The 25,283-nt window shown below is 68.5% G+C and carries 24 protein-coding genes, 1 pseudogene and 1 riboswitch; of the genes and pseudogenes, 12 read left to right on the forward strand and 13 right to left on the reverse strand.

The genetic code is table 11. The annotated features are described in order from the left end of the window. Positions 1-6 precede the first annotated feature (6 nt). The 3 genes from BN1186_RS00670 to BN1186_RS00680 all read left to right on the forward strand — a co-directional run bounded on the left by BN1186_RS00670 (position 7) and on the right by BN1186_RS00680 (position 2,001). Positions 7-1,032 carry a hypothetical protein gene (locus BN1186_RS00670; RefSeq protein ID WP_040281565.1) on the forward strand — a complete coding sequence of 342 codons (1,026 nt, stop codon included), beginning with the start codon at positions 7-9 and terminating at the stop codon, positions 1,030-1,032. Between the two features lie 145 nt (positions 1,033-1,177). After that, positions 1,178-1,438 carry a hypothetical protein gene (locus BN1186_RS00675; protein WP_040281567.1) on the forward strand — a complete coding sequence of 87 codons (261 nt, stop codon included), beginning with the start codon at positions 1,178-1,180 and terminating at the stop codon, positions 1,436-1,438. Next, on the forward strand, positions 1,402-2,001 hold the full coding sequence (locus BN1186_RS00680) for a CPBP family intramembrane glutamic endopeptidase (RefSeq protein WP_082031039.1): 600 nt from the start codon (positions 1,402-1,404) through the stop codon (positions 1,999-2,001). Before BN1186_RS00675 ends, BN1186_RS00680 begins: the two co-directional genes overlap by 37 nt. 83 nt (positions 2,002-2,084) lie before the next feature. Here BN1186_RS00680 and BN1186_RS00685 read toward each other — a convergent pair whose 3' ends face one another. From BN1186_RS00685 to thiM, 4 genes are all read right to left on the reverse strand, one after another. Then, complete coding sequence (locus BN1186_RS00685) at positions 2,085-2,771, reverse strand: TenA family protein (RefSeq protein WP_052459612.1); 687 nt, start codon at positions 2,769-2,771, stop codon at positions 2,085-2,087. After that, the gene (gene thiD, locus BN1186_RS00690; protein WP_040281570.1) at positions 2,768-3,610 is read right to left on the reverse strand and encodes a bifunctional hydroxymethylpyrimidine kinase/phosphomethylpyrimidine kinase; all 843 of its coding nucleotides are present in this window, start codon (positions 3,608-3,610) and stop codon (positions 2,768-2,770) included. Before thiD ends, BN1186_RS00685 begins: the two co-directional genes overlap by 4 nt. Then, positions 3,607-4,284 carry a thiamine phosphate synthase gene (gene thiE / locus BN1186_RS00695; RefSeq protein WP_040281572.1) on the reverse strand — a complete coding sequence of 226 codons (678 nt, stop codon included), beginning with the start codon at positions 4,282-4,284 and terminating at the stop codon, positions 3,607-3,609. Before thiE ends, thiD begins: the two co-directional genes overlap by 4 nt. Next, positions 4,284-5,075, reverse strand: a complete 792-nt coding sequence (gene thiM / locus BN1186_RS00700; protein WP_040281574.1) for a hydroxyethylthiazole kinase — start codon at positions 5,073-5,075, stop codon at positions 4,284-4,286. Before thiM ends, thiE begins: the two co-directional genes overlap by 1 nt. Continuing rightward, positions 5,068-5,163: riboswitch (TPP riboswitch) on the reverse strand. Its footprint overlaps the gene before it by 8 nt. Positions 5,164-5,329: 166 nt before the next feature. Between thiM and BN1186_RS00705 the strand changes: the two genes are divergently transcribed. Beyond that, positions 5,330-5,809, forward strand: a complete 480-nt coding sequence (locus BN1186_RS00705; RefSeq protein WP_040281576.1) for a pyridoxamine 5'-phosphate oxidase family protein — start codon at positions 5,330-5,332, stop codon at positions 5,807-5,809. A gap of 71 nt (positions 5,810-5,880) precedes the next feature. On the opposite strand, the gene BN1186_RS00710 is transcribed toward BN1186_RS00705, so the two are convergent. From BN1186_RS00710 to BN1186_RS00720, 4 genes and pseudogenes are all read right to left on the reverse strand, one after another. Further along, entirely contained in the window at positions 5,881-7,065 is a 1,185-nt protein-coding gene (locus BN1186_RS00710) for a glycine C-acetyltransferase (protein WP_040281581.1), read from the reverse strand. Positions 7,066-7,190: 125 nt separating this feature from the next. Continuing rightward, positions 7,191-8,235, reverse strand: a pseudogene (tdh, locus tag BN1186_RS00715) (L-threonine 3-dehydrogenase). A 164-nt stretch (positions 8,236-8,399) separates the two neighbouring features. Further along, the gene (locus BN1186_RS15310) at positions 8,400-8,561 is read right to left on the reverse strand and encodes a hypothetical protein (RefSeq protein ID WP_180348985.1); all 162 of its coding nucleotides are present in this window, start codon (positions 8,559-8,561) and stop codon (positions 8,400-8,402) included. Positions 8,562-8,747: 186 nt separating this feature from the next. After that, positions 8,748-10,532 carry a glycoside hydrolase family 3 protein gene (locus BN1186_RS00720; protein WP_052459613.1) on the reverse strand — a complete coding sequence of 595 codons (1,785 nt, stop codon included), beginning with the start codon at positions 10,530-10,532 and terminating at the stop codon, positions 8,748-8,750. A 147-nt stretch (positions 10,533-10,679) separates the two neighbouring features. On the opposite strand from BN1186_RS00720, the gene BN1186_RS00725 reads away from it, so the two are divergent. The 4 genes from BN1186_RS00725 to BN1186_RS00740 all read left to right on the forward strand — a co-directional run bounded on the left by BN1186_RS00725 (position 10,680) and on the right by BN1186_RS00740 (position 15,174). Next, the gene (locus BN1186_RS00725; protein ID WP_040281584.1) at positions 10,680-11,255 is read left to right on the forward strand and encodes a maltokinase N-terminal cap-like domain-containing protein; all 576 of its coding nucleotides are present in this window, start codon (positions 10,680-10,682) and stop codon (positions 11,253-11,255) included. Between the two features lie 269 nt (positions 11,256-11,524). Then, positions 11,525-12,928 carry an ABC transporter substrate-binding protein gene (locus BN1186_RS00730; protein ID WP_040281585.1) on the forward strand — a complete coding sequence of 468 codons (1,404 nt, stop codon included), beginning with the start codon at positions 11,525-11,527 and terminating at the stop codon, positions 12,926-12,928. 12 nt (positions 12,929-12,940) lie between these two features. After that, complete coding sequence (locus BN1186_RS00735; RefSeq protein WP_040281586.1) at positions 12,941-14,296, forward strand: carbohydrate ABC transporter permease; 1,356 nt, start codon at positions 12,941-12,943, stop codon at positions 14,294-14,296. After that, positions 14,293-15,174: a carbohydrate ABC transporter permease gene (locus BN1186_RS00740; RefSeq protein WP_052459614.1), complete on the forward strand. Its 882-nt coding sequence runs from the start codon at positions 14,293-14,295 to the stop codon at positions 15,172-15,174. Before BN1186_RS00735 ends, BN1186_RS00740 begins: the two co-directional genes overlap by 4 nt. A gap of 193 nt (positions 15,175-15,367) precedes the next feature. Here BN1186_RS00740 and treS read toward each other — a convergent pair whose 3' ends face one another. Beyond that, positions 15,368-17,578: a maltose alpha-D-glucosyltransferase gene (gene treS, locus BN1186_RS00745; RefSeq protein ID WP_246043193.1), complete on the reverse strand. Its 2,211-nt coding sequence runs from the start codon at positions 17,576-17,578 to the stop codon at positions 15,368-15,370. Positions 17,579-17,650: 72 nt separating this feature from the next. Between treS and BN1186_RS00750 the strand changes: the two genes are divergently transcribed. The 3 genes from BN1186_RS00750 (at position 17,651) to BN1186_RS00760 (ending at position 22,011) form a co-directional block, all read left to right on the forward strand. Continuing rightward, entirely contained in the window at positions 17,651-18,319 is a 669-nt protein-coding gene (locus BN1186_RS00750) for a hypothetical protein (protein ID WP_040281588.1), read from the forward strand. Between the two features lie 95 nt (positions 18,320-18,414). After that, on the forward strand, positions 18,415-20,982 hold the full coding sequence (gene clpB / locus BN1186_RS00755; protein WP_040281589.1) for an ATP-dependent chaperone ClpB: 2,568 nt from the start codon (positions 18,415-18,417) through the stop codon (positions 20,980-20,982). A 390-nt stretch (positions 20,983-21,372) separates the two neighbouring features. Beyond that, positions 21,373-22,011, forward strand: coding sequence for a DUF1707 domain-containing protein (locus BN1186_RS00760; protein ID WP_052459615.1), 639 nt, complete (start codon positions 21,373-21,375; stop codon positions 22,009-22,011). 4 nt (positions 22,012-22,015) lie between these two features. On the opposite strand, the gene BN1186_RS00765 is transcribed toward BN1186_RS00760, so the two are convergent. After that, positions 22,016-22,237 (reverse strand): hypothetical protein, encoded by a 222-nt coding sequence (locus tag BN1186_RS00765; protein ID WP_139650717.1) that lies wholly within the window; start codon positions 22,235-22,237, stop codon positions 22,016-22,018. Here BN1186_RS00765 and pdxH point away from each other — a divergent pair. Further along, entirely contained in the window at positions 22,223-22,861 is a 639-nt protein-coding gene (gene pdxH / locus BN1186_RS00770; protein WP_040281591.1) for a pyridoxamine 5'-phosphate oxidase, read from the forward strand. The two genes, BN1186_RS00765 and pdxH, sit on opposite strands and share 15 nt — an antisense overlap. Positions 22,862-22,942: 81 nt before the next feature. Here pdxH and BN1186_RS00775 read toward each other — a convergent pair whose 3' ends face one another. The 3 genes from BN1186_RS00775 to BN1186_RS00785 all read right to left on the reverse strand — a co-directional run bounded on the left by BN1186_RS00775 (position 22,943) and on the right by BN1186_RS00785 (position 25,262). After that, positions 22,943-23,128, reverse strand: coding sequence for a hypothetical protein (locus BN1186_RS00775; RefSeq protein ID WP_139650719.1), 186 nt, complete (start codon positions 23,126-23,128; stop codon positions 22,943-22,945). Between the two features lie 52 nt (positions 23,129-23,180). Further along, positions 23,181-23,987 (reverse strand): hypothetical protein, encoded by an 807-nt coding sequence (locus BN1186_RS00780; protein ID WP_040281592.1) that lies wholly within the window; start codon positions 23,985-23,987, stop codon positions 23,181-23,183. A 72-nt stretch (positions 23,988-24,059) separates the two neighbouring features. Next, positions 24,060-25,262 (reverse strand): PQQ-dependent sugar dehydrogenase, encoded by a 1,203-nt coding sequence (locus BN1186_RS00785; RefSeq protein WP_040281594.1) that lies wholly within the window; start codon positions 25,260-25,262, stop codon positions 24,060-24,062. Between the last annotated feature and the right edge of the window lie 21 nt (positions 25,263-25,283).

Here is a 25,283-nt window from a genome sequence, read left to right on the forward strand (position 1 = left end):
CCTGCCATGTCGCTTCTCCGCCGAACCACCGTCGTCGCCGCCGCTGCGGCCGTCGCCATCGCCGGGTTGGCCGTCCAGCCGTCCCACGCCGCCGAGGCCGACGTCTACACCACCCCCGGTGGGCACATCCAGAGCGGCCGGCTCTGGGACACCGACTGCTCCATGTACTCCTCGTCCGTGGTGCGCTGCACCACCAACATCTGGGCCACCCAGATCGTCTACGAGGGTGGCAAGTTCGTCAACAAGACCGGCTGGCACTTCAACAACCTCACCTACCTGCCGTCGACGAGGTCGTCGTGGGCGGGCAACCCGCTGGCCAAGGCGGGCGAGTTCACCAGCGCCGGGCGCCAGTGGAAGACCGAGTGCGACACCCCTGCCACGGGACGCGGCGCCTGCCGCTCCTACATCATGACCAACTACATCGCCACCGAGGGTGGCAGGTACGTCCGCAAGAGCGGCTACGTGTTCAACAACCTGGTCCGCTTCGCCGAGGGGTCCGTCGCGCCTGTGTCGAAGGTCCCAGCCCACATCCTCGACCAGAGCGTGCTGACGCACAACGGCCTCGGGCCGCTGACGTTCGCACCCGACAAGGTCGACACCTACCCCACCGTGTTCCAGAACCTCGAGCGCCTGGGCTACGTCGTCCTCGGCGATGTGGAGGGCTGCGAGGCCTACGACAACGGTGCTGAGTTGAAGGCGCGTGGCATCTCCGTGGTGGACCTCGCCGATGTCGCCGTCACCAAGCCCGGCATCAAGACGGAGAAGGGCGCCGAGGTGGGCATGACCATCGGCCAGATCAAGGCGCTGTACGGTTCGGCCTACAAGGAGGTCCGTAAGGACAACCACGCCGAGAAGCAGTACTTCGGTTCGGTGAAGGTGGGCGACCGCGAACTGCAGTTCCGCGTCGAGGGTGAGCCCTACAGCGATGGAAGCTTGCGCTACGCGCCGACGAGGCCGTTGCAGGATGCCGACGTGGTCGTCGAGATCGCTGCCCAGGAGTACCTCGCGGACGTGAGCTTCGGCGGCTGCTGACCCTCGCTGGTTGAGCCTGCGGGCGCAGCGAGCAGTGTCGAAACCCGGTGAGCCTCCATGTCACCCTCACCTATGGCTGCTGGCCTCGACACGGCTCATCGCACTCGCGGGCTCAACCACCGAGGCCGGGCCATAGGATCGCCCGGTGACCAGTGACACCCCGGTTGAGAATCCCACGCAGATCTGGCGCTACATCGTGGTGGCGTTCGTCGCCCCGATCATCCATTTCGCGGTGCCGCTGATCCCGGCGCCGCCGGCGTGGTCCATGGCCATCCGGCTCGCAGTGGCCGCCGTCGTCATCGCGGCGCTGATCCGCTGGCTGATCCGCGACTCCCGCTCCTTCGTGCCCACCGCGGTGCGGCCCGGTGGATGGCCGCGCTGTGGGTGCTGGGCGGCATCGCCGTGATGATCGGGCCGCAGTTGCCGACGGCGGGGCGACACACTGACCAGGCCAGCGCCGCGATCGCTGAAGGCGTCGCGCAGTTGGGCATGAGGGAGGGCAGCCTCACCACCATCGGCCTGGTGCTGGGCTCCGCAATGATCGCCCCCGTCGCCGAGGAACTGATCTACCGCGCCGCCGTCTTCGGTGGTTGGCGCGAACTGTTCCTGCAGTTCATGCCGCTCGGCGCGGGCATCGGGGTGGCCGCGTTCATCTCCGGCCTGGCCTTCTCGTTCGCGCACTTCACCATCCATCCCTTCCAGGCGTTCATCTACCTGGCTGCCGGCGCGGTGTGGGCGTTGGCCTACCACTTCGCGGGCTCGCTGCTGGTGCCGGTGTTCATCCACGCCGTGTGCAACAGCTTCCAGTTCTGGCTGATGCTGCACGGCCCCAACCGGGCGTTCGACGGCGGGGCGCTGAACCTCGCGCTGCTGATGCTGGCGCCGTTCCTGGCGATGGGTCTCGCGTGGCTGGTGACCCGCGTGTTCACCTCCCGGACCGCGGACGGGCGGGCGCTTCGGGGCGCATGAGATATATCTCTACCAAATCGGGGGGGAGCGGTGTGGATAATCCACACCGACCCCCCTGATCGGTAGAGATAAGTTGACCAGGCTCAGATCTGCCACGCCTCGAGATCGTAGGACCGGGCCCAGAACTGCTCCTCGTAGTACGTGGCGTCCACGAAGGCGGTGAGCATCCGCTCCCGCGTTTCCTCGTCGGTGGCCGCGGCGGCCTCGTCCAGCAACTCGATTGCGCGCCGGGTCTCGTCCTGGAACACCGGATCGGCGTAGGCCGCGGCCCAGGCGCCGAATGGGTGATCTTTCACGGCCGAAGCGGTCTGCGCCAGGCGTGCGCCGACGTCGGCGTAGACCCAGTAGCACGGCAGCACGGCCGCGACCCCCACCTCGTAGGGCTCGTAGGCCGTCATGGTCTGCAGCATGTTCACGTACGCGCGGGTGGTGCCCGAGGCGACGGTGGGGCGCGGCGCGCCTGCCAGCAGCGGGTCGGTCATCAGCCCGGCGTGCATCTGCACCTCGGCAGCGACCGCGCCGCTCGCGCTGGCCGCCCAGAAGCCCGAGGCCTCCGGGGACGGGGCGCGGGTGGCGAGCATCGCCAGCGCGCGGGTGTAGCCGCGCAGGTAGAAGTCGTCCTGCACGAGGTACTCGACGAACCGGTGGACCTCGAGGGATCCGTCGGCCAGTTCGGTGAGCAGCGGCAGCGCGTCGATCCGACGACGGATCTCCTCCGTCGCCTCCCATGCGCGGGTGCTGAAGTCTCCGGTGGTCCAGGTGATGGTCATGCGTGCCCTTCTACAAAGTGGTCGACGGGGCCGTGGCCCTGTGCGGGGGTGCGGGAGAGTTCCCAATGGGAACCGGATTCGATGGCACGCATCAGAAAGTCGCGGGCCTTTTCAACGGATTCGACGCGCACGCCGGTGGCGATGGTGTCGCCGTGCAGCGCGGCGAAGGCGGCGACGGCCGATGACAGGGTGCAGCCCGTCCCGTGCGTGTGCCGCGACGCGATGCGGGGGCCGGACAGGATGGCCACGCCGTCGGCGGTGGCGAACGCGTCGGTGACCTGGCCGTCGGTCAGGTGCCCGCCCTTGACGAGCGCGGCGCGCGCCCCGGCGTCGACGAGGGCCTTGGCCTGAGCGATGATGCCGTTGCCGTCTGTCGCGGGGGAGGCCTCGAGGAGGACTGCGGCCTCGGGCACGTTGGGGGTGACCACGTCGGCCTGGTGCATGAGGCGCTCGCGCACGACGGCGATCGCCTCGTCCTGGAGGAGCTTGTCGCCGGAGGTGGCGACCATCACCGGGTCGAGCACCACGACGCCGAAATCTGCGCGGCGCTCGTCGATCAGGTCCGCGACGGTGGAGGCGACCTCGGCGTTCGACAGCATGCCCAGCTTGGTGGCGGCGACGGGCAGGTCGTCGAGCACGGCCTCGATCTGCGCGCGCACGAAGGCCGGCTCGACGGGGCGCGCGTCTCGGACACCCTGGGTGTTCTGCGCGGTCAGGCCGGCCAGCGCGGCGGTGCCGTAGACGCCCAGAGTGTGGAATGTCTTGAGGTCGGCCTGGATGCCGGCGCCGCCGCTGGGGTCTGAACCGGCGATGCTGAGGGCGATCTTCGGGGTGGTCATCGGACCCTCCAGTAGGACATGAGTTGCTCGGCCGAGGCCAGGGGATCAGGGGAGGACATGATGGCCGAGACGACGCAGATGCCGTCGACGCCGGTGTCGATCACCCACGGGGCGTTGACTGCGTTGATGCCGCCGATGGCCACGGTCTTGGCGCGCCCGGCGGTTTCGCGCACGATCTGTTCGGCGCCCTGCAGTTCGAGCGGCGGATCCGTGTCGGTCTTGGTGGGCGTGGACCAGATGGGCGACAGGCCCAGCACGTCAGCGGTGGGCTCGCGCATCTCGAGGCGCAGTTGCTCGCTGTTGGAGATCGACAGGCCGATCATCGAGTCGCGACCCAGGCGCTGCCTGGCCTCCTTGATGTCGCCGTCGGACTGGCCCATGTGGAAGTGGAGGCCGAGGTCAGCGGCGATATCGAGGCGGTCGTTGACGAAGATCGCTGCCTGGTGGCCGGTGGCGTCGAACACGCGGCGGGTGGCGTCGACGCAGGCCTGCGTGAGCTTGAGGAACTCCAGCTCCGTCATGTGCTTGTCGCGTACCTGCACGACGCCGGCGCCGCCGAGAACTGCCTGCTCGACGATGCGGGGCACGCGGTCAGGGCCGCCCGCCAGCTCGGTGTCGGTGACCAGGTAGAGCCGCCAGTCGACGGACTTGGCGATCTTCTTCTGTGCCTGCATCAGGCCTCCTCGATGTTCACGAGCTCCACCACCTCGGCGGGGGTGAGGGCGTGGAGGGCGTCGAGCCACAACTCGCGGTAGCTGCCGGGACCCTTCGCGTCGCGAGCTGCGAGGATGCCTGCGGCGCCGAACAGCGCGTGGGCGGCGACCACGGCGTCGTGGCGGTCCTCGGCGACGGCCAGGCATGCCGCGACGGTGGCGCCCAGCGAGCAGCCGGTGCCGATGACCAGTTGCAGCATCTCGTCGCCGCCGGTCACGCGGGTGACGCGGCCGGCGGAGACGATGAGATCGGTGGGGCCGGAGATGCCGACGACGGCGCCCGTGTCGGCGTTGAGTTGCCGGGCGGTGTCGACGGCGGCGTCCACCTCATCGGTGGCGTCGACGCCGCGGCCACCGGCCGACGTGCCGGCCAGGCCGAGGATCTCGGAGGCGTTGGCGCGGATAACGGCGGGGCGGTGAGTGAGGAGGTCGCGAGCCAGCTGGGTGCGCACGGGCAGGCCGCCGACGGCGACCGGATCGAGCACCCACGGCTTACCTGCGGCGAGCGCGGCGGGGGCGGCGCGTCGCATGCCCTCGTGCTGCTCGGCCGAGCCGTTGCCCACGTTGATCAGCAGGGCGGAGGCGAGGCCGGCGAAGATCTCGGCCTCCTCCGGCAGGTCGATCATCGCGGGGGCGGCGCCGACGGCGAGCAGGACGTTGGCGGTCACCTCGGGCACGACGGTGTTGGTCATGCAGTGCACGAGGGGGGTGGCCTCGCGCACGGCGGTGAGGACGTCGAGAATACGGGTCATGTGGATTGCTCCCTTCGCTAGCACGACCTAGATCAGGTGGTACGGGTCTGTTCTCAGCCCCTGAGGAGGGGCACCCCGGCTTCATCCCCGAGCCTACCAGTGGCGCACCGGGCGCTTCGGGCGGTTTCAGGCTAAAGGGGGTGGTGGGGTGCGGGCGGGCATGGAAGGGTGGAGATATGACGAAGAACGACAAGACCCTGGAAGTCAGGCTAAAGGGGGTGGTGGGGTGCGGGCGGGCATGGAAGGGTGGAGATATGACGAAGAACGACAAGACCCTGGAAGACGTCCTCAAGCTCACCAAGAAGCAGCACGTCGCGATGCTGATCACCCTCAAGGACGGCCAGCCCGTCAGCCGCCCGATGGGCGTGATGCAGCCAGAGGGCGACGGCACGTTCTGGTTCTTCTGCCTGGCTGATTCCGACGTGGCCGCGCAGGTTGAGGCCGATGCCCGCGTCAACGTCGCGTTCGCGGACAAGGACTACCTGTCCGTGACGGGTGGCGCCACCGTGGTGCAGGACGCGGCGCGCGCCCGGGAACTGTGGAACCCCGCCGTCGACGCCTGGATGGGCGACTGTGAGCCGGAGGACGCCCGCGTCCGCCTGATCAAGGTGACGGCTGACACCATCGCCTACTGGGACACCCCCGGCACCGTCGGCTCCGTGCTCGGCATGGTGGGTGGGCTCGTCCGCGACAAGCGCCCCGACGTCGGCGAGAGCGGCGTCGTCGACGCCTGATCCCCGCGACTGAAGCGATGGCCCCTCTGCCTGTGCGGCAGAGGGGCCATCGGCGTTCAGGGTGAGGCACCTCAGCCGACCTCGGCGCGCGCGGCCACGAACGCTTCCACCGCCTTGTCCAGGTCGTCGCGGGTCAGCGCAGCCGAGAGTTGGGTGCGGATCCGAGCCTTCCCCTTCGGCACCACCGGGTAGGAGAACGCCCGCACGTACACGCCGCGCGCGAGGATGGCGTCGGCCATCTTGGCGGCGAGGACGGCGTCGCCGATCATCACGGGCACGATCGGGTGGTCCGATTCGGGCACCTCGAACCCCTCCTCCACGATCCGACGGCGGAAGTAGGCCGTGTTCTCGCGCAGCGTCGTCAGCAGCCCGGGGCTGGAGGCGAGGTAGTCGATCACCGCGATCGCCGCGGCGGTAATGGCGGGGGCCAGCGAGTTGCTGAACAGGTACGGCCGCGACTTCTGCCGCAGCAGTTCGACGATGGGCTGGCGCGCGCACGTGAACCCGCCGGAGGCGCCGCCCAGGGCCTTGCCGAGCGTGCCGGTGAGGATGTCGACCCGCTCGGTGACGCCGAACCGCTCCGGGGTGCCTGCACCGGTTTCGCCCACGAAGCCGACGGCGTGGGAGTCGTCGACCATCACCAGCGCGCCGTACTCGTCGGCCTGGGCGCAGATCTCGTCGAGCGGGGCCACGTAGCCGTCCATGGAGAACACCCCGTCGGTGGCGATCACGCGGTGCCGCGCACCCTTGGCCTCCTCGAGCTTGGCCCTGAGATCGGACAGGTCGCGGTTCTTGTAGCGCAGGCGCTGCGACTTCGTCAGGCGCACGCCGTCGATGATTGACGCGTGGTTGAGCTCGTCGGAGATGATGGCGTCCTCGGGGCCGAAGATGGTCTCAAACAGGCCGGTGTTCGCGTCGAAGCACGACGAGTAGAGGATGGTGTCGAAGCCCGCGGTGCCCTTGCGGAGGAAGCCGGTCAGCCGCGACTCGAGCTCCTGGTGCTGCGTCTGCGTGCCGCAGATGAAGCGCACCGAGGCCATGCCGAAGCCCCAGCGGTCGAGCGCCTCCTTCGCGGCGGCGATCAGCTCGGGCGAATCGGCGAGCCCCAGGTAGTTGTTGGCGCACAGGTTGATCACGTCGCCGTCGAGCGTGCCCACGTGCGCGGCCTGCGCCGTCGTCAGCGGGGCCTCCTCCTTGTAGAGCCCCTCGCTTCGGAGCTCCTGTAGCTGCTGCTGGATGTCGTCAAGAAACTGCATGATTCTCCTCGTGCGGTGGGGGGATGTCGATGAGCAATTGGATGGGGTCACGGGCCGGAACCGTCATTTTTCCCGGCGTGTCGCGCCGTGACCCCATCCAATTGCTCACGGCGGGCGACGGTGACCTACAGGTGCTCCCAGGTCAGGAGCACCTTGCCGGAGCGGCCATCTGAGGCGACCTCGAACGCCTCGGCGAACGATTCGGCCGGGAAGCGGTGCGTGATCACCCCGCTGATGTCCAGCCCGGAGCGCACCAGGGCGTTCATCGCGTACCAGGTCTCGAACATCTCGCGCCCGGTCACGCCCTGGATGGTGAGCATGTTGAAGATGATGGTGGCGAAGTCGACGGTGAGCTCACTCGTCGGCGACCCCAGCAGCGCGATCCGCCCACCGTGCGTCATGTGGTCGATCATCGAGCGCAGCGCGGCCCCGGAGCCGGACATCTCCAACCCGATGTCGAAACCCTCCACCATCCCGAAGCGCCCGTAGACGTCCTCTAGTTTCTCCGTCGCGGTGTTGACGGTCGACGACAGGCCCAGCGAGCGCGCGAGTTCCAGCCGCTCGTCGGACAGGTCCGTGATGACCACGTTGCGGGCGCCCTGGAACTTCGCCACCAACGCCGCCATGATCCCGATGGGGCCGGCGCCGGTGACCAGCACGTCCTCCGCGAGCGCGGGGAACTGGAGGGCGGCGTGCACGGCGTTGCCGAACGGGTCGAAGATCGCCGCCACATCGGGGTCCATGCCGTCGGGGTGCACCCACACGTTACTGGCCGGCATCACGAAGTACTCGCTGAACGCGCCGTCGACGTGGTAGCCGATGCCGCGGAAGTTGCGGCACAGGTGCCGCTTCCCGGCCAGGCAGGCGCGGCACCGGCCGCAGACGCAGTGCCCCTCACCGGAGACGAACTGCCCCACCTCCAGGTTGGTGACGGATGCGCCCACCTCCACGATGTCGCCGCAGAACTCGTGGCCCACCACGCGGGGGCACTTGACGTTCTTCTGCGCCCAGCCGTCCCACCTGTCGATGTGCACGTCCGTGCCGCAGATGCCCGTGCGCCGCACCTTGATCAGCACCTCGTTGGTGCCGGGGGTGGGCGCATCCGTCACCAACCTGGAGGTCCATGAGTTCGAGCCCGGGGGCGGGGGAGGTCTTGACGAGCGCCAACATGACTCCCATCGTGGCACGCCGCGGCCCGCCGCGCGCACCGACCCTGATGGTTGTCGCGACGAACCCTTGGCGGGCCGGCGACCTGGTCACCGTCGCCCCGCCCAAGAACCGCGAGGAGGAGGCCCCAAGGCCCGCGCCCGCGCGGCCAAGCGCTACGCGCCGGCTCAACCAGCATCGACGGCCTGATTGCCTAGGAAGTAGGCCACCAGGCGCCGCGCCACATCCATGTGGCGCATGTTGTGGCCCACGTACAGCTTGGTGCCGGGGGTGACCAGCTCCACGTCGACGCCTGTGGCCAACTCGGCGACGCTTCCGGCGATGGCCACGTCGCGGCCGAGCCGCCCCCGGACACGGCGCGACGCATCAGGGTGCGGCTCAACACCGCGGTGATCCAGCCCCTGCTGGAGAACAGTTCGAAGTGCCGGGCGATATCGGCGCGGGCACCCACGCCCACGACACCGACCCGGAGCGGGGCAGGCTCAGCCATGTCCGCCACGCTACCGCCCCGCGCGTCAGTAGCTCAGGCCGTGCCCGAACGGGTAGGCGAGCCCTCCCGACGGCGAGGGCACGTCAACGGGCAGCTTGCCGGTGGGGTTGACCTCGCCCGTGATGACCCGCACCAGCGACGGCGCGATGACCGGCGAGTAGGAGTAGGTGCAGATCTCGGCGGGCGCCTCGTAGCGGCCCACGTCGTACGGGTTGCGCACCGCCACCGCGACCACGGGTTTCCCGGTGGCCGTCAGCGCGTTGACCAGGTTGATCTGTGCCTGGTTCACGTTGTGGGTGAGCACCACCGTGAGGTCGTGGGTCTGCGACGCGGCCACCGCCTGGGCGATGTTGGCAGCCGTCGGTGAGGTGTAGTTGAGCCGCGTGGTGGTGGCCCCCGCCTCGTTGAACGCGGCCTGCACGAGTTGCGTGGTGCCCACGCCCCAGCCGGCGACCAGCACCCGCCTGCCGCTGACCTGCACGGGGAGCATGCCGTCGTTGCGCACCAGAGTCATGGTGCGGTCCGTGATGGCATCGGCGATGGACAGGTGCTCCGGGGTGCCCACGATGCTGTTGATCCTGGCCGTGTCCACCAGATAGTCGTTCAGGAGGCCGCGGCGGTGCTTCATGCGCAAGACGCGCTCCACCTTGGCGTCGATCTCGGCTTCGGAGAGGCGGCCGGTGCGGACGGCCTCGAGCACGGCGTCGCGGGCGGCCAGCGGCGCGGGCGACATCAGCAGGATGTCGACGCCGGCCTCCAGCGCGCGGACGGCGACCTCCGCGTCGCTGTACATCTCGCGTACGCCGGCCATGTCCAGAGCGTCGGTGATGACGACCCCCTCGTAGCCCAACTCACCGCGCAGCAGATCGGTGAGGATGGGCTTGGAGAGCGTGGCGGGGTGGCCCGAGTCGTCGAAGGCGGGCATCACCAGGTGGGCGGTCATGATCATGTCGATGCCCGCGTCGATCGCGGCGCGGAACGGCGGCGCGTCCAGGCGCTCCCACTCCTCGCGGCTGTGGGTGATCAGCGGCAGGCCGTAGTGTGAATCGACGGCGGTGTCGCCGTGGCCGGGGAAGTGCTTGGCGGAGGCCGAGACCCGGGCATCGCCCTGGTAGCCGCGGACCTGCGCGGCCACCATCTGCGCCGCCAACGCGGGGTCCGAGCTGAAGGAGCGCACCCCGATGACGGGGTTGGCGGGGTTGACGTTGACGTCGGCGACGGGCGCGAAGTTGGTGTTGATGCCGACGGCGCGCAACTCCTTGCCGGTGATCGCCGCAGCAGTCCTGGCGTCGGACTCGGAACGGCCTGCGCCCAGCGCCATGGCGCCGGAGAACTGGGTGGCGGGCGCGCCGAAGCGGGTCACGATGCCCTGCTCCTGGTCCGTGGCCACGAGCAGCGGCACGGCCACCTTCGTGCCCTGCGGCTTGCCCTTGACGTTGGTGACCCGGCGCTCGGCGGACGCGGCCTGCAGCGCGTTGCTGGCCTTGGCCACGCCGTCGGGGCCGTTGAGGTAGCTGTCGGTCCAGGCGAAGTAAATCACGCCGCCCAGGTGGAGGTCGCGCACCACGTCGACGGCCTTGGCGGTGCCGTACTTGCCCAGGTTGCGGGCGTCGTCGACGGTGGGGTCAACGCCGTAGACCTCCTGCACCATGAGCTGGCCCACCTTCTCGGGCAGCGTCATCCGGGCGAGGGTGGACCGGACGTAGCCGTTGATGTTGTTGGCGGCGGCCGGGAGACGGCCCGCCACCGCGCTGGCGGCGAGGGCACCCACGCCCAGGCCGATGATCTGTCGTCGGTTGAAGGTCAGCATCTTTGCTCCTCTCAGGGACGCCTGAGGCGTCGATCCAGCTGACTCTGCCACCCGACGGGGTCAGTGACAAGGGTTTTGTCTGTCGTCGGTACTTATTTGTGCGCCTGCCGGATCGCCTATCGTGGGGCGTGAATCCAAGGAGGCAGCATGAGCCGCGCGGCGCAGGTCCACACGGGGGCGACGCTGACCCCCAGCAAGATCGAACTCCTGGCGGCCTGGCTGCCAGGGCAGCCGTGGTTCGACGGCGGCGCCGAAGGGCTCGAACGGGTGGCCAACTTCCGCCTCGTCGACCCGGATGGTGAGGTGGGCCTCGACTGCATGGTCATCACCGACGGCGGGGTCAGCTACTTCGTGCCCGTGACCTGGCGCGGGGCCCCGGTGGACGGGCCGGAGTTGATCGGCACGGTGGAGCACTCCGAGATGGGCACCCGCTGGTGCTACGACGCTGCCACGGATCCGGTGTTCATGGCCGAGTTTGAGCGCGTCATCCGTGAGGCGGGCGAGCAGGCCGAGATCCACGACATGGACGGCAACGCCATTCCGCTGGTGATGCACGTCAAGGGCAGCGGCGTGGTGCCCGGGGAGGCGCCCGATGCCGAACTGCAACTGATGCGCGTGCTGGACCGGACCGCCGACGTGCCGGGCGACGCGTTGGGCACGCTGATGGCGGACTGGACGGATCAGGCCGGTCCCCGCCACGATCTGCTGGCCGTCCTGCGCTGACCGACCGCTCCGCGTCAACGTTGCGTTCCTCCGCGCCAACGGAGATTCCTCGGTGCCTGAGTTGCTGCTTCTCGCCTGCGACACATCGGGGGCGAGGAAAAATTTCTCAGACTCGGACGATTGACCGTTGGCGCGGAGGATTGGGCGTGCTCGTGGGTAACCGTTAGCGAAACGTTATCTGACTGAGACTTTTGTTAGCGTAAACACATCCGGGGGCCCCTCTAGGTTGGGAAACGTTCAACAACTTAGGTCGCCATCGGAGGAGACATATGTTCAATCGAACCCGTAAGAACGTTGCGGCGCTCGCCGCGCTCGGCATGGCCAGCGTCGCCCTGCTCAGCGCATGCGGCACCGATGATCCGGCACCCACCGACGGTGCCGAGACCCCCGCCGTCGACACCACCACGGCCGAGGCCCCCGGCGGCGGCGAGACCGGTGGCGGCGAGACCACCGCGGGCGAGGCCCCCGGCGGCGACGTCGATCTCTCCGGCCAGACCCTCAACGTGGTGGCCGCCTGGTCCGGCGCAGAGCAGCAGAACTTCGAGGCCGTCCTCCAGAAGTTCCAGGACGACACCGGCGCCACCGTCACCTACACCAGCTTCGGCGACAACGGCCCCACCTACATCGCCGGCCAGCTCGAGGGTGGCACGCCGCCCAACGTCGCCGTCGTGGGGCAGCCCGCGCTCATGCAGCAGCTCGCCACCGACGGCGACATCAAGCCGCTCACCGACGACGTGAAGGCGGCCGTCGAGGCCAACTACTCGCAGTCCTGGCTCGATCTGGGCAGCGTCGACGGCGAGCTCTACGGCGTCTGGTTCAAGGCCGCCAACAAGTCCACCATGTGGTACAACGCCGACATCTGGAGCGAAGCTGGCGCAGAGGCCCCCGAAGACTGGGACGGCTTCCTCGAGCAGCTCGGCCTCATCCGCGACGCCGGCTACTCCGGCATCTCCATCGGTGCAGACGTCGGCTGGCCGCTGACGGACTGGTTCGAGAACGTCTACCTGCGCGTCGCAGGCCCGGAGAAGTACGACCAGCTCACCAACCACGAGATCCCGTGGACGGATCCGTCCGTCAAGGAGACCCTCGAGGTGCTGGCCCAGCTCTGGGGCACGGATCTGGTGCAGGACGGCGGCGCGCAGCGCGGCTTCCCTGAGTCCGTGACCGAGGTGTTCGGCGCCAGCCCGCAGGCCGGCACGGTCTACGAGGGCGACTTCGTGGCCGGTAACATCGCCGAGGACGGCAACTCCACCGTCGGCGAGAACGCCCTGTTCTTCGACTTCCCGTCCATCAACGGCTCCGAGCCGGCAGTGGTGGGCGGCGGCGACGTCGCCATCGCGTTCACCGACGACGACGCCACCAACGCGCTGATGGCCTACCTCGCTTCGCCCGAATCGGCCGAGGTGTGGGTGCCCAACGGCGGCCTGACCTCGCCCAACAACGGCGTCGACACGTCGCTGTACCCGGATGACATCTCGCGCCAGATCGCCGAGGCCCTCGTGGGCGCCGAGGCCTTCCGCTTCGACATGTCCGACCTGACGCCCAGCGCGTTCGGCGGCACCCAGGGCCAGGGCTTCTGGCAGGAGATGATCACCTTCTACGAGAACCCCTCTGATGTCGAGGGCGCCATGGTGCGCCTGGAGGCGGCCGCAGCCGCCGCCTACGGCAGCTAAGCGAGGCTTCCGGTGACTGCAGCAGTCACCGCGCCAGAACGTCCGAGGACCGGGGCCCCCAAGCCCCGGTCCTCGAACCGGTTCCGGCGCGGGTTGATCATCGCCTCATTCCTCGCGCCCGCCCTCATCGTGCTGGGCGCCCTCGTCGCGTATCCCATCGTGTTCACGTTGGTGCGCTCGTTCTTCGACCGCTCCGGCGGCAGCTTCGTGGGCTGGCAGAACTACGTGACGATGTTCACCAACGAGACCACGTTCACGGCCATCCGCAACAACATCCTCTGGGTGCTGGTGGCACCGGCCGTGTGCACCATCCTGGGCCTCATCTTCGCCGTGCTGCTGCAGAAGCTGAGGTGGAAGACGGCGTTCAGGCTGATCATCTTCATGCCCATGGCCATCTCCATGCTCGCGGCCGGCGTCATCTTCCGCGGCCTGTTCCAGGAGAACCCGCAACTGGGTGCGGTGAACGCGGCCATCGTCGGGGTGCAGAACACGTTCACGGATACTGCAAGCTATCCCGGCGCCAAGCCCCGCGACGGCGTGGGGTTGGCAGCCGAGGACGGCATCATCGCCACGGAGTCGACGGTGGCCGCGGGCACCGTCGTCGACCTCCCACTGATCGGCATCCGGCAGAACAACCTGCCCGAAGACGCCATGCAGGCCGTGGCGGCGTCGCCGCCGGAGGGCAACCAGATCGCGGGCACCGTGTTCCTCGACGTGGTGCCCGGCGGCGGAGGTGAACAGGGCGTGCTGGGCGACGGGAAATCCGGCCTGCCGGGCATCCGCGTCGACGCGGTGGCCGAGGACGGCTCCATCGCCGGGCACGCCACCACCAACCCTGACGGCACCTTCCTGATCGAGGGGCTGGAACCGGGGCCCATGTACCGCGTCGCGCTGCCCGCGGCGAACTTCGACGAGGGCGCGCAGGGGGTGTCCTGGTTGAGTTCCACGTTCATCAACGCGGTGGTGATCCTGTCCTACGTGTGGATCTGGGCGGGGTTCGCGATGGTGATGATCTCCTCGGGCCTGTCCGCCATGGACCCGTCGCTGCAGGAGGCCGCCCGCATGGACGGGGCCAGCGAGTGGAAGGTGTTCACCCGCATCACCGCGCCGCTGCTGGCGCCGGTGCTGGTGGTGGTGTTCGTCACCCTCATCATCAACGTGCTGAAGATCTTCGACCTGGTCTACGTCATCCCACCCGGCGCCTCCAAACCGGCGGCCAACGTGATCGCGGTGGAGATGTGGACGGTGTCCTTCGGCGGCGGCAACGACTACGGCCTCGGCTCCGCCCTGGCCATCCTGCTGCTCATCCTGGTGCTGCCTTCGATGATCATGAACATCCGCCGCTTCCGAGAGGAGCGCAGCCGATGAGCGTCGAACTAGGCATCGTGAAGTCCAAGCTCACCCCCATGCAGAAGGTGATGCGCTTCCTGAACAACTCCGTCGTCAACGTGGTGCTGGCCATCGTGGCGGTCTTCTGGCTGGTGCCCACCGTCGGGCTGCTGCTCACGTCGCTGCGCAGCTCGGGCGACAACGCGGCCTCCGGCTGGTGGAACGTGTTCACCAAGCCGGCGGAGCTCACGCTGGAGAACTACGCCAACCTGCTGTCGAACCCCACCATCACCGGCTCCTTCTGGAACACGGTGGTGATCGCGGTGCCGTCGACGGCGCTCGTGGTGCTGCTGGGAGCCTTGGCCGGGTACGCGTTCGCGTGGCTGAAGTTCCCCGGCCGCGACTGGCTGCTGATCGTCGTGATCATCATGCTGGCCGTGCCCATCCAGGTGGCGCTCATCCCGCTGGCCCGCCTGTTCGGGCAGCTGGGGATCTTCGGCAGCGTGCTGGGCGTGATCGCCTTCCACGTGGCGTTCGGCCTGCCGTTCGCCATCTTCCTGTTACGCAACTTCTTCTCGCAGTTCCCGCAGGAGCTGCTGGAGGCCGCACGGGTCGACGGCGCCTCGGAGTGGGCGATCTTCTTCCGGATGATCCTCCCGCTGGGCCTGCCGGCCATCGCGTCGCTGGCGATCTTCCAGTTCCTCTGGACGTGGAACGACATGCTGGTGGCCCTGATCTTCACCAACGCGCAGTCGATGCCGTTGACCGTGGCGATCCAGAGCCAGCTGCGTCAGTACGGCTCGAACATCGACGTGCTCTCGGCGGGGGCCTTCCTGTCGATGATCGTGCCGCTGTTCGTGTTCTTCGCGTTCCAGCGCTACTTCGTCCAGGCGCTGCTGGCCGGTTCGCAGAAGTAGCCCGCGCTGGTTGAGCCTGCGGGCGCAGCGAGCAGTGTCGAAACCGCTGCAGCGTGTCTAGCACCTCAGGCACAGCTTGGTGCCGCAGTATCTCGGCCAAGCTTCAGGGAGCGCCCAGGGTCGGGGAAGCTGGTCAGGGACGTGGCGGAACCGTTGGTCGAGGTCGTCCGAAACAAGCTTGGGGTGTGCCGGGTCAGTCCCGGATGATCATCGCCTGGCCCCCGTAGGCCGGTAGCTCGACGGTGAACCCACCAAGGTCGTCGACCACGCCCACCTTGCGTCGGGTCGACAGGTCGAACACCCGGCCGGCGGGCACCTTCTCGGACTGCACGCGGGCGGTGAGCTTCTCGCCGCCGAAGTTCAGCGCGGTGATCTGCGTGGTGCCGTTCTCCAGCTCGTTGACGAGCACGAGGAGGGCCTTGTCGCCCACCTCGGGGACGTCGACCAGCACGCCCGACGGCAGGTCGTTGCGCTTGCGGACCTTCAGGATCTGCGCCAGCCGGGAGGCGAAGGAGTTCTCCTTCTTCAACTGGTCCGGCACGGAGCCGTAGAGCACGCGGGCGCGGGGCATGCCGCTGGTGGACTTCTTCGCGTCCGGGGCCGCGCCCAGCAGGTCGTAGGCGCCGCGCTCGATCCAGCGGGTGTCGCCCATGCTGATCAGGCCCTTGACCTCCTCGCGGTCGAGGGGGAGGGCGCCGACGAGGTCCCAGCCGCTCAGCGCGAACACGCCCGGCTGCCACGCGGCGAACATGCACAGCAGTAGGTGTGCGTTGGCGATGCGTCGGGCGTCGCCGTCGGTGATCTCGTCGAGATCCGTGATGCCCAGCGTGGCGGCGACGATCGACGCGGTGGTGCTGGCGATGCCGTTGGTGGTGAACAGCGCGTTGTACGGCGCGGCCTCGCCGGTGAGCTTCTCGCGCATCACCTTGCGGACGTGCTCGGCGAGCTCGGAGCCGGTGTAGATCTCCCCGCCGAGGGTGAACTCGTCGTCGCGGTGCGCGGCGGCGAAGTGGACCAGCTCGTAGGTGAGCTCGTCGTGGTTCTGCAGCGCGTGCACCAGGGAGGCCTGGTCGATGCCGATGGCCATGGATTCGCGCAGCACCATGCGCAGGAACTCGGTGTCCGCCGTGGCCAGCGAGAACTGGGCGGCCGGGCGGGTGATGAAGTCGTAGGACAGATCCGGGCCGACGGCGCCGGTGCGGGCGATGTCATCGATGGAGAGGTTGAGCTCCTGGAACGTGAAGCCGCCCACCTTGCGCACCAGCGAGCCGATGAGCTGGTTGGCCGCCAGCGACAGTGGGTGCCCCTCGGACCACGCGGGGGAGCCCACGGACTTCTCGACGCCGAGGAAGCCGTTGGCGTCGAGACGCAGGCCGCCTGAGCCGAGGTCGAGCTGGGAGTGCAGCGCGTCGCCCATCACCAGGCGCATGCCCGCGCACGTCGGGTCCAGCCAGTTGATGGTGGGCTGGCCCTCCTTGAAGTAGTGGAGGTAGACCCAGCGGCGTTCGACGCCCTTGTGGTCGACGATGGGCGGCGTGCACGACCAGTTGGTCTCCTTCACGCCGGGCTCGTAGAAGATCACCCGCTGGAGGGCGCCGATGATGAGCCCCTCGTCGGCGAGCGCCTGCTCGGCCTCGGGGGAGAGGTTGACGGAGTCGCGACCCTCAGGGACCTCCGGCAGCAGATCCCAGTGCTCCTGCGGGATGTCGACCATGTGGAAGATGCCCGGGTAGTCCTTGTAGTTGAGCTCCGCCAGCCGGAAATCCGCGCCCTTACCGGTGTGGCCGGGCACGATGTCGTCGATGATCGTGGCGTTGTGCTTGGTGGCCGTCTCGCACATCTGGCGGAACTCGTCCTCAGTGCCGAACAGCGGGTCGATCGCCATAGAGATGCGGTCGAAGTGTCCGTCCACCGACGGGGTGGGCTCCCAGCCCTGCAGACCCCCGGCCAGCTTCACGGGGCCGGTGTGCAGCGCGTCGATGCCGATCGAGGAGAACGCGTCCCACAACTCTTCGGAGCCCAACGCGCCCAGGAAGGACTGCCCGCGGTCCGTGATGTGGGAGAGGGGATAGGCGGTGAACCACACGGAGGCGCGCTGCAGCGCGGCGCGCGGATCCGGGTGCGCGTAGGGGTTGGCCCACATGAGGTGCGTGCCGGCCACCTGGCGTGAGACCTGCTGGGCGTCGTGCAGCATCGACTGCTCCTCGAGCCACTCCACATAGGCCCGGTCGTCGCCGGACGGTGCGAAGGGTGGCGCGATGGGCCCCTCGTCGGCCCTGCGTCGGCGCGCGCGGGGTCGCAGCCGGGCGGGGCGGGCGGCGAAGCGTTGCTGGTCGAAGCTGGCTTCGGGCAGCACCTCATCGTCGATCTGATCAGGCACCTGGTTCTCTGGCGTCGTGGTCACCTGCCCTACGCTACCTGTGATGGCGGCCGCGTGTGTTGCGGCGCTGGGCCCGCGGTGTGTAAGAGTTGGCGGATGAAGATCCGATCCGCCCTCGCCGCGGCCTGCGTTGCGGCACTGTTCGCCGCCAGCTGCAGCGGTGCTGATGACGCCGCCGAGACGACGCCCGCAGCGCCGCCCAGCACCGCCGTCGATGCCTCAGAGCCTGCCCCCGCGACACAGAGTGCGTCCCCTGAGCCTGCCCCCGCGACGGAGGAGCCGGGCAGGTCGAAGGGCCCGGAGGCCTCCGAAACCGCCGCCACCCCGGAGCTCTCCGGCGATGAGGCGGAGCGGTACGCGCTTGTGGCGTCGAGCTTCCGCGCCTACTGGGACGTGATCAACCAGACCTACGCCGACGGCGGGGCCGAGCAGCCCACCGAGGACATGCTGCGCGTGATGACCGGGCAGCAGTTGTCCTTCTGGTCTGAGACCTTCGCGAAGTGGACGGCGGACGGCAACCGCTACGAGGGTGTCAACGTGGTGCTCTACGCCAACCCGAAGCAGGTCTCGCTCTCCGAGGCCGGCGGGGTAGCCGACGTGGAGTTCTGCGTCGACATGCGCAACACCCGCGCCTTCGACGCCGACGGCAACCCCCTGAACAAGGACGGGCGCTACCAGAGCGGGGTCGCGGTGCTGGAATGGGTCGACGGCGCGTGGAAGGTCGCCGGCCACCGAGAGGGCACCACCAACAAGGACGTCTGCTGAGGGCCGAACTGTCGCCGTGGAATGGGAATAACTCCAGGTTTTTGGAGGTTGAGTGATGTAGACTCAACTTTGAAACCGAATCTAGGAGAACCCCTTTGAATACCGAACGCCTCACGACGAAGTCGCGGGACGCCGTCACGGCGGCGGTCCGTCAGGCTCTCACCAACGGCAACCCCAACACCGAACCCGTGCACCTGCTGCACGGCCTTCTGCTCACTCCTGACAACACCGTCGGCGCGCTGCTGGAAGCAGTGGGCGCCGACGCCGGTCAGGTGGACCAGGCCGCCGTCGAGGCCATCAAGAAGCTGCCCTCGACGACGGGTACCTCCGTCACGCAGCCCGCGCTGAGCGGGCCGTTCGCGCGTGTGCTCGCCGCCGCGGAAACCCTCGCGGATTCCCTGGGCGACGATTTCGTCGCCACCGAGCATCTGCTCATCGCGCTGTCGACCATCGCCTCGGATGCCAAGACCATCCTCGACAAGGCGGGCGTGACGGCCAACGACCTGCAGAACTCCTTCGAGGCCTCGCGGGGCGGCAAGCGCGTCACCTCGGCCGAATCCGAGGGCGGCGAGTCCGTCCTCGAGAAGTACTCGATCGACCTCACGGAGAAGGCGCGTTCCGGCAAGCTGGACCCGGTCATCGGCCGCGACCAGGAGATCCGCCGCGTCGTGCAGGTGCTCGCGCGCCGTACGAAGAACAACCCCGTGCTGATCGGCGAGCCCGGCGTCGGCAAGACCGCCGTCGTCGAGGGGCTCGCGCAGCGACTGGTGGCCGGCGACGTGCCTGACTCGCTGAAGGGTCGCCGCCTGGTCTCCCTCGACCTCGCGTCGATGGTGGCCGGCGCCAAGTACCGCGGCGAGTTCGAGGAGCGACTCAAGGCCGTCCTCACCGAGATCAAGGACGCCGAGGGGCAGGTCATCACGTTCATCGACGAGCTGCACACCGTCGTCGGCGCCGGCGCGTCCGGCGAGGGCGCGATGGATGCGGGCAACATGCTCAAGCCCATGCTGGCCCGCGGCGAGCTGCGGATGATCGGCGCCACCACGCTCGACGAATACCGCGAGCGGATCGAGAAGGACCCGGCGCTGGAGCGTCGCTTCCAGCAGGTCTACGTGGGTGAGCCCTCCGTCGACGACACGGTGGCGATCCTCCGCGGTCTGCGCGAGCGCTACGAAGCGCACCACAAGGTGCGGATAACGGATTCCGCGCTGGTGGCCGCCGCCGAGCTGTCCAACCGGTACATCACCAGCCGTCAGCTGCCGGACAAGGCCATCGACCTGGTGGACGAGGCCGCGTCGCGCCTGCGCATGGAGATCGACTCCTCGCCGGAGGAGATCGACATGTTGCGCCGCGACGTGGACCGCATGACCATGCAGAAGTTCGCCCTCGAGAAGGAGGACGACGACGCCTCGCGCGAGCGCCTCGCCGCGCTCAACGCGGAGCTGGCCGATGCGCAGGAGAAGCTGCGCGGGTTGGAGACGCGCTGGGAGTCCGAGAAGTCCGGCCTGAACCGCGTGGGCGACCTCAAGGAGCTCATCGACCAGAAGCGCTCCGAGGCGGAGCGGTTCCAACGCGAGGGCGACCTGACGAAGGCCTCCACCATCCTCTACGGCGAGATCCCGGACCTGGAGAAGCAACTCGCCGAGGCTGAAGAACACGACGCGACGCCGTCGATGGTCTCTGAGGAGGTGGGCTCGGGCGACATCGCCGAGGTCGTCTCCTCGTGGACCGGGGTGCCCGTGGGTCGCCTGCTGCAGGGCGAATCCGAGAAGCTGCTCCACATGGAGGACCGCCTGGGTGAGCGGCTGATCGGGCAGCGCTCCGCGGTCACTGCGGTCGCCGATGCGGTGCGCCGCTCGCGCGCCGGCATCTCGGACCCGAACCGGCCCACCGGCTCGTTCCTGTTCCTCGGCCCCACGGGGGTGGGTAAGACGGAGTTGGCGAAGTCGCTTGCTGACTTCCTGTTCGACGACGAGACCGCGCTGGTGCGCATCGACATGAGCGAGTACTCCGAGAAGCACTCGGTGGCCCGCCTCGTCGGCGCGCCTCCCGGCTACGTCGGCTACGAGGAGGGCGGCCAGCTGACCGAGGCCGTGCGTCGCCGTCCGTACTCGGTGATCCTGCTCGATGAGGTGGAGAAGGCGCACCCGGACCTGTTCAACATCCTGCTGCAGGTGCTCGACGACGGCCGGCTGACCGATGGCCAGGGCCGCACCGTCGACTTCCGCAACACGCTGCTGATCATGACCTCCAACCTGGGGTCGCAGTTCATGGCGGATCCGCTCCTCGACCCTGAGGAGAAGGAGAAGTCCGTGATGTCGGTGGTGCGGCAGGCCTTCCGGCCCGAGTTCCTCAACCGGCTCGATGAGGTGGTGCTCTTCCAGGCGCTGAGTCAGGACGAGCTGGCGCAGATCGTCGACATCCAGCTGCGTCGCCTCAACGCGAGGCTCGCGGGTCGCCGGATCACCGTCGAGGTCTCCGACGCGGCGAAGGCGTGGCTCGCCGAGGTGGGTTTCGACCCGGTCTACGGTGCGCGCCCGCTGCGTCGCCTGGTGCAGTCGACCATCGAGGACGCCCTGGCCCGCGGCCTGTTGAGCGGCGAGATCTTCGACGGTCAGACGGTGCGCTTCGACAAGGTCGACGACGGGATCGCCCTGGTCTGACGCTGGTTGAGCCTGCGAGCGCAGCGAGCAGTGTCGAAACCCGGTGAGCCGACAAGCAACATCAATTCGTGGGGTTAGCGCCCAACCACGGGCGCTAACCCCACAAGGCCTCGGATGTCTCTATGGCGGTACGTGTCCCTTCGTTGCGGGGTGTTCCAACTCGATCTTTACAAGATTTAGCGGGAAGATTCGGGTCCCAGCCGCCATAGAGAGGTCTTATCGCGATTTCTCCCTCCACATCTCTGAACTCGGCGATGAAGGGCAAGCGACAGGGCACCAGACTCAGGAGCCGGGAGTTCACCGCCTTCCCGGAGCAGGGGTGGCACGGCGGAGAGCTGATCATCACCCCAGCGGGAAGGGGGTACGTCCATCGCGCGATACTCTTGTGCCATGGCTGCCGATTACATGCGCATTGGCGATGCGGAACGCGACGAGGCGGTCGGCATGCTCCGCGAGCACCACGCGACCGGCAGGCTCGGCTCGGATGAGTTCGACGACCGCATGTCCCGCGCTCTGCAGGCCCGCACCAGGAGCGAACTCGACGCGTTGTTCCTTGACCTTCCGGACCCCCGGCCAGGCAGCCAGTACACCGGCGCGCCCGCCTACCCGCAGCCCGTCGTTCCGCCCGCCTACGGCTACGACCAGTTGCCGGACAGCTACGGCCAGCCGCCCCCGCCTGTGGCCGCGGGAGACCTGCCCCGCCCGTGGTACGCCCAGTGGTGGATGCTCATCGTCGCGATCCTGCTGGGCAGCGCGCTGGACATCAGCTTCCCCTTCATCGTGTTTGCAGCCCTCTGGATCTGGGTGATCTACCCGTCGATGGTCGAGCACCGCCGCCACAAGGCGCCGCGTGCAGCAACGACGGCGCCGCCCCGCCCGCTGACGTACTCCGAGCGCGAATGGGTGATGGAAGAGGTGCGCGCTGGCCGCAAGATCAACGCCATCAAGCGCTACCGCGAACTGACCGGCGCTGACCTGGTCACCGCGAAGAACACCGTCGAATCGTGGGGTAGGCAGATCGGTCGCTGAGCGGCTAGCTCGTGCCGCCCTTCGGGAAGAACAACCGCTCCTCGCCGGCGTTGGCGTTGTAGAAGCCGACGCCGTGCTTGGCCGCCAGTTGCCGCCCGGCGTCTGCGGCCTTCTCCGCCTCGTCTTCCGGGCACTGCGCCCTGGTGACGGTGCGGCCGAAGCGGTAGGTGCCCCAGGCGGGGCCGTGTGGAGCGAATGGTTGGATGGAGGTATGACCAATCTGCATGATGTGCGCCGCGACTACAGCGGCCAGCCACTCCCCGAAGACGCCGCCGCCATCGACCCGTGGGGACTGCTCGCGCAATGGGTCGACGATGCCCTCGCCGCCGGCGAGCCAGAGCCCACGGCAGTGACGCTGGCCACGGTCGATGAGGAGGGTCGCCCGCAGGCACGCATCGTGTTGCTGAAGGAGATCTCGCCCGAGGGCCTGGTGGTCTTCACCAGTTATGACTCTGCCAAGGGGCAGGAACTGGCCGCACGTCCGGTGGCTTCGGCGTCGTTCTGGTGGCCGGTGCAGATCCGCCAGGTGCGCGCGGTGGGGGTCGTCACGAAGCTGTCCCGCGAGCCGTCCGAGGCGTACTTCGCCAAACGGCCGCGTGCCAGCCAGCTTGAGGCGTGGGCCTCCGAACAGTCCGCGCCGGTGGCGTCGCGCGCGGACCTCGTGGCTGCTGTCGCGGCGGTGGAGGAGCGCTTCGAGGGGCAGGACGTGCCGTGCCCGCCGAACTGGGGCGGCTACGTCATCGACGTGGACAGCTTCGAGTTCTGGCAGGGGCTGCCCAGCCGCCTCCATGACCGCATCTGCTGCACCCGCACCGCGGACGGCTGGCGCAACGAGCGACTGCAGCCCTGACCTCGGAGGTTGGAAAATATCTCTACCAGATCGGGGGGTCGGTGTGGATAATCCACAGCGACCCCCCGCCTATGCGGGCGGTCAGCTGAGCTCCGAGAGGGCCAAGCCCACCACCGCGGCCAACGTCACCGTGGCGAACACGAAGCCGATCAGGTTGACCGCATCTTCCGGCCGGGCGAAGTTCAGCATGATGATGAGGTTCACCGGCAGCGCCAGCAGCACCGCCGCCCACGCCCGGAAGCTCTCGCTGAGCACCATTTTCCGCATGTGAGTGACCCTATCGAGCCGCATGTCCAGCCCAGCGTGAGCGGGGACGTGGTCAGTCCGCGTCGACGGTGTCGTCGAAGCCCTGGACGATCTTCAGCTCGGAGACCTCCGGCAGGGACCAGTCGACGGCGTTCTCATCCTCCTGGAACGGCTCCACGAAGTGCGAGAGGTAGGCCAGCTGCCCCTCCTCGATGTCGAGCATGAGGATGTGGTTGACGCCGTCGCGCTCGAAGATCGCGGTCGCTGGGAACGTGTAGCTCTCCAGCAGCGTGCGGGGCGCCTCGGGATCCGCCATCAGCAGGAACTGGCCGTCCTCCGGGCGGCAGACCGCGCCGTCGAGCTGGGCACGCAGTTCCTCGCTGCCGTAGCCGTCGACGGCGTCGAGCTGCTGGGCGATCACCGCGCGCACCTTCTCGGGCAGCGGCTCGAGGGTGGCGCGGTCTGGGCGCTGCTCGTCGTACTCCTCGGCCTCGGGGGCCGTCTTGGCCTCCAGGATCGAGGCACCGAGCATGCTGGCGAACACCGCAGCCGCGGCCCACGCGCGGGGCTTCTTCAGGCCGATCTTCTCGAGCAGGCCGATCGACCACGCGTCGCTGCGGGCCAGCAGGTCCTGCGCGCCGTAGATGATGCCGCCGGTGCCGGCCGCGATGCCGAGCGTGGTTTCGGGGGAGCGGTAGATGCCGTCGTCGGGGGTCATCGGCATGGCCACCTCAGCGGCGGTGCCGCCGGCCATCGCCAGCCAGTAGGCATGTTTGCGCCAGCCGGTGAGCTTGTTGGGGTCGATGAGCGTGATCCCCGCCCAGGCAGTGGCCTTGGCGACGGCGAGGACGAGCTGGGAGCGGCTGATGCGGCGAGTCATGACATCAACCGTAGCGAGGTTTGTCGTTCAGCCATCAGCCCCAGGTCGGACATCCCCTACTACTTTCGGCTCTCACGCGGGTCGTAGCTCCAGGAGGAGCGCGCCGTCGCCGTCCTGCAGCAGCCAGATGGCGCCGTCGGGGCCCTCCTCCACCTCGCGGATGCGGGCGCCCATGTCCCACTCCTCGCCCTCGGTGGCGGTCTCGCCGTCGAGGCTGACGCGGATCAGCTTCTGCCCGGCGAGTGCGCCGAGGAACGCGTCGCCCTTCCATGCCGGAAACAGGTCGCCGTCGTAGATCATCAACGAGCCCGGCGCGGTCTCGGGGCCCCAGTACATCAGGGGTGGCTCGAAGCCGTCGCCCTCCGTGTGGTCCGCGATGGCCTCGCCGCCGTAGTGGGAGCCCATCGACGCCACTGGCCAGCCGTAGTTGAGGCCCTCCTTGACGAGGTTCAGTTCGTCGCCGCCCTCTGGCCCCATCTCGGAGGCCCAGAGCCTGCCCTCGGCGTCGAACTCGAGACCCAGGACGTTGCGGTGCCCGATGGTCCAGAACTGCTGGGCGGCGGGGGAGTCCTCCTGGAAGGGGTTGTCGGCGGCGGGCTGGCCTTCGAGCGTCAGGCGTAGAATCTTGCCCAGCGTGTTGTCCATCTCCTGCGCGGGGTCCATCTTCTGGCGGTCCCCGGAGCTGACGAAGAGGTGGTCGCCCTGGATGGCCATGCGGTGCGAGAAGTGCCCGTTGCCGCTGACCTTCGGGGTTTGTTCCCAGATGGTGGTGACGTTGCTGAGGGCGGCGGCTTCGGTGTCGAGCGTGGCGGTGCCGATCACCGCGCCGGAACCGCCGTCGCCCTGCTCCACCCAGGAAAGGTAGATGGTGCCGTCGGTCTCGAAGGTGGGGCCCGCGATGATGTCGCCCAATCCGCCCTGTCCCGCAGCCGTCACCTCGGGCACGCCGGTGACCTCGCGCACGGTGCCGTCGGGGGAGCGGAGCTTCAGCGCGCCGGTGCGCTCGGTGATGGCCAGCAGGTCCGTGCCTGGCAGGAATTCCATCGCCCACGGATTGGAGTAGGGCTCCTGCTCGGTGATGGCGTACTCGTGGGTTTCGGGGAGGGCCTCGGTGGGTTCCGGGGCGGCGGTCTCCTCGACGGTGGGCTCAGTCTCGGCGGCCTCCGTGGGCTCCGCTGTCTCCGTGGGAGCAGGTGCTGGTGGGGCATCCTCGTCTGGGCCCGTGCAGGCGGCCAGTGCTAGTGCGGTCAGAACTAAAGGCGCTAGTCGTCGCATGTCACGACGTTACCAGGCACG

Source organism: Tessaracoccus massiliensis (genome assembly GCF_000826065.2).
GTDB lineage: Bacteria > Actinomycetota > Actinomycetes > Propionibacteriales > Propionibacteriaceae > Arachnia > Arachnia massiliensis_A.

Bases quoted from the DNA above. Each gene is read 5' to 3' on its own strand.
- BN1186_RS00775 (WP_139650719.1), bottom strand. From the start codon at position 23,128: ATGCGGAAAATGGTGCTCAGCGAGAGCTTCCGGGCGTGGGCGGCGGTG.
- thiM (WP_040281574.1), bottom strand. From the start codon at position 5,075: ATGACCCGTATTCTCGACGTCCTCACCGCCGTGCGCGAGGCCACCCCC.
- BN1186_RS00685 (WP_052459612.1), bottom strand. From the start codon at position 2,771: ATGACCATCACCTGGACCACCGGAGACTTCAGCACCCGCGCATGGGAG.
- BN1186_RS00780 (WP_040281592.1), bottom strand. From the start codon at position 23,987: ATGACTCGCCGCATCAGCCGCTCCCAGCTCGTCCTCGCCGTCGCCAAG.
- thiE (WP_040281572.1), bottom strand. From the start codon at position 4,284: ATGCAGGCACAGAAGAAGATCGCCAAGTCCGTCGACTGGCGGCTCTAC.
- BN1186_RS00750 (WP_040281588.1), top strand. From the start codon at position 17,651: ATGAAGATCCGATCCGCCCTCGCCGCGGCCTGCGTTGCGGCACTGTTC.
- BN1186_RS00730 (WP_040281585.1), top strand. From the start codon at position 11,525: ATGTTCAATCGAACCCGTAAGAACGTTGCGGCGCTCGCCGCGCTCGGC.
- BN1186_RS00670 (WP_040281565.1), top strand. From the start codon at position 7: ATGTCGCTTCTCCGCCGAACCACCGTCGTCGCCGCCGCTGCGGCCGTC.
- BN1186_RS00740 (WP_052459614.1), top strand. From the start codon at position 14,293: ATGAGCGTCGAACTAGGCATCGTGAAGTCCAAGCTCACCCCCATGCAG.
- BN1186_RS00680 (WP_082031039.1), top strand. From the start codon at position 1,402: ATGGCCGCGCTGTGGGTGCTGGGCGGCATCGCCGTGATGATCGGGCCG.
- BN1186_RS00720 (WP_052459613.1), bottom strand. From the start codon at position 10,532: ATGCTGACCTTCAACCGACGACAGATCATCGGCCTGGGCGTGGGTGCC.
- pdxH (WP_040281591.1), top strand. From the start codon at position 22,223: ATGACCAATCTGCATGATGTGCGCCGCGACTACAGCGGCCAGCCACTC.
- thiD (WP_040281570.1), bottom strand. From the start codon at position 3,610: ATGACCACCCCGAAGATCGCCCTCAGCATCGCCGGTTCAGACCCCAGC.
- BN1186_RS00760 (WP_052459615.1), top strand. From the start codon at position 21,373: ATGGCTGCCGATTACATGCGCATTGGCGATGCGGAACGCGACGAGGCG.
- BN1186_RS00705 (WP_040281576.1), top strand. From the start codon at position 5,330: ATGACGAAGAACGACAAGACCCTGGAAGACGTCCTCAAGCTCACCAAG.
- BN1186_RS00725 (WP_040281584.1), top strand. From the start codon at position 10,680: ATGAGCCGCGCGGCGCAGGTCCACACGGGGGCGACGCTGACCCCCAGC.
- BN1186_RS00765 (WP_139650717.1), bottom strand. From the start codon at position 22,237: ATGCAGATTGGTCATACCTCCATCCAACCATTCGCTCCACACGGCCCC.
- BN1186_RS00785 (WP_040281594.1), bottom strand. From the start codon at position 25,262: ATGCGACGACTAGCGCCTTTAGTTCTGACCGCACTAGCACTGGCCGCC.
- BN1186_RS00710 (WP_040281581.1), bottom strand. From the start codon at position 7,065: ATGCAGTTTCTTGACGACATCCAGCAGCAGCTACAGGAGCTCCGAAGC.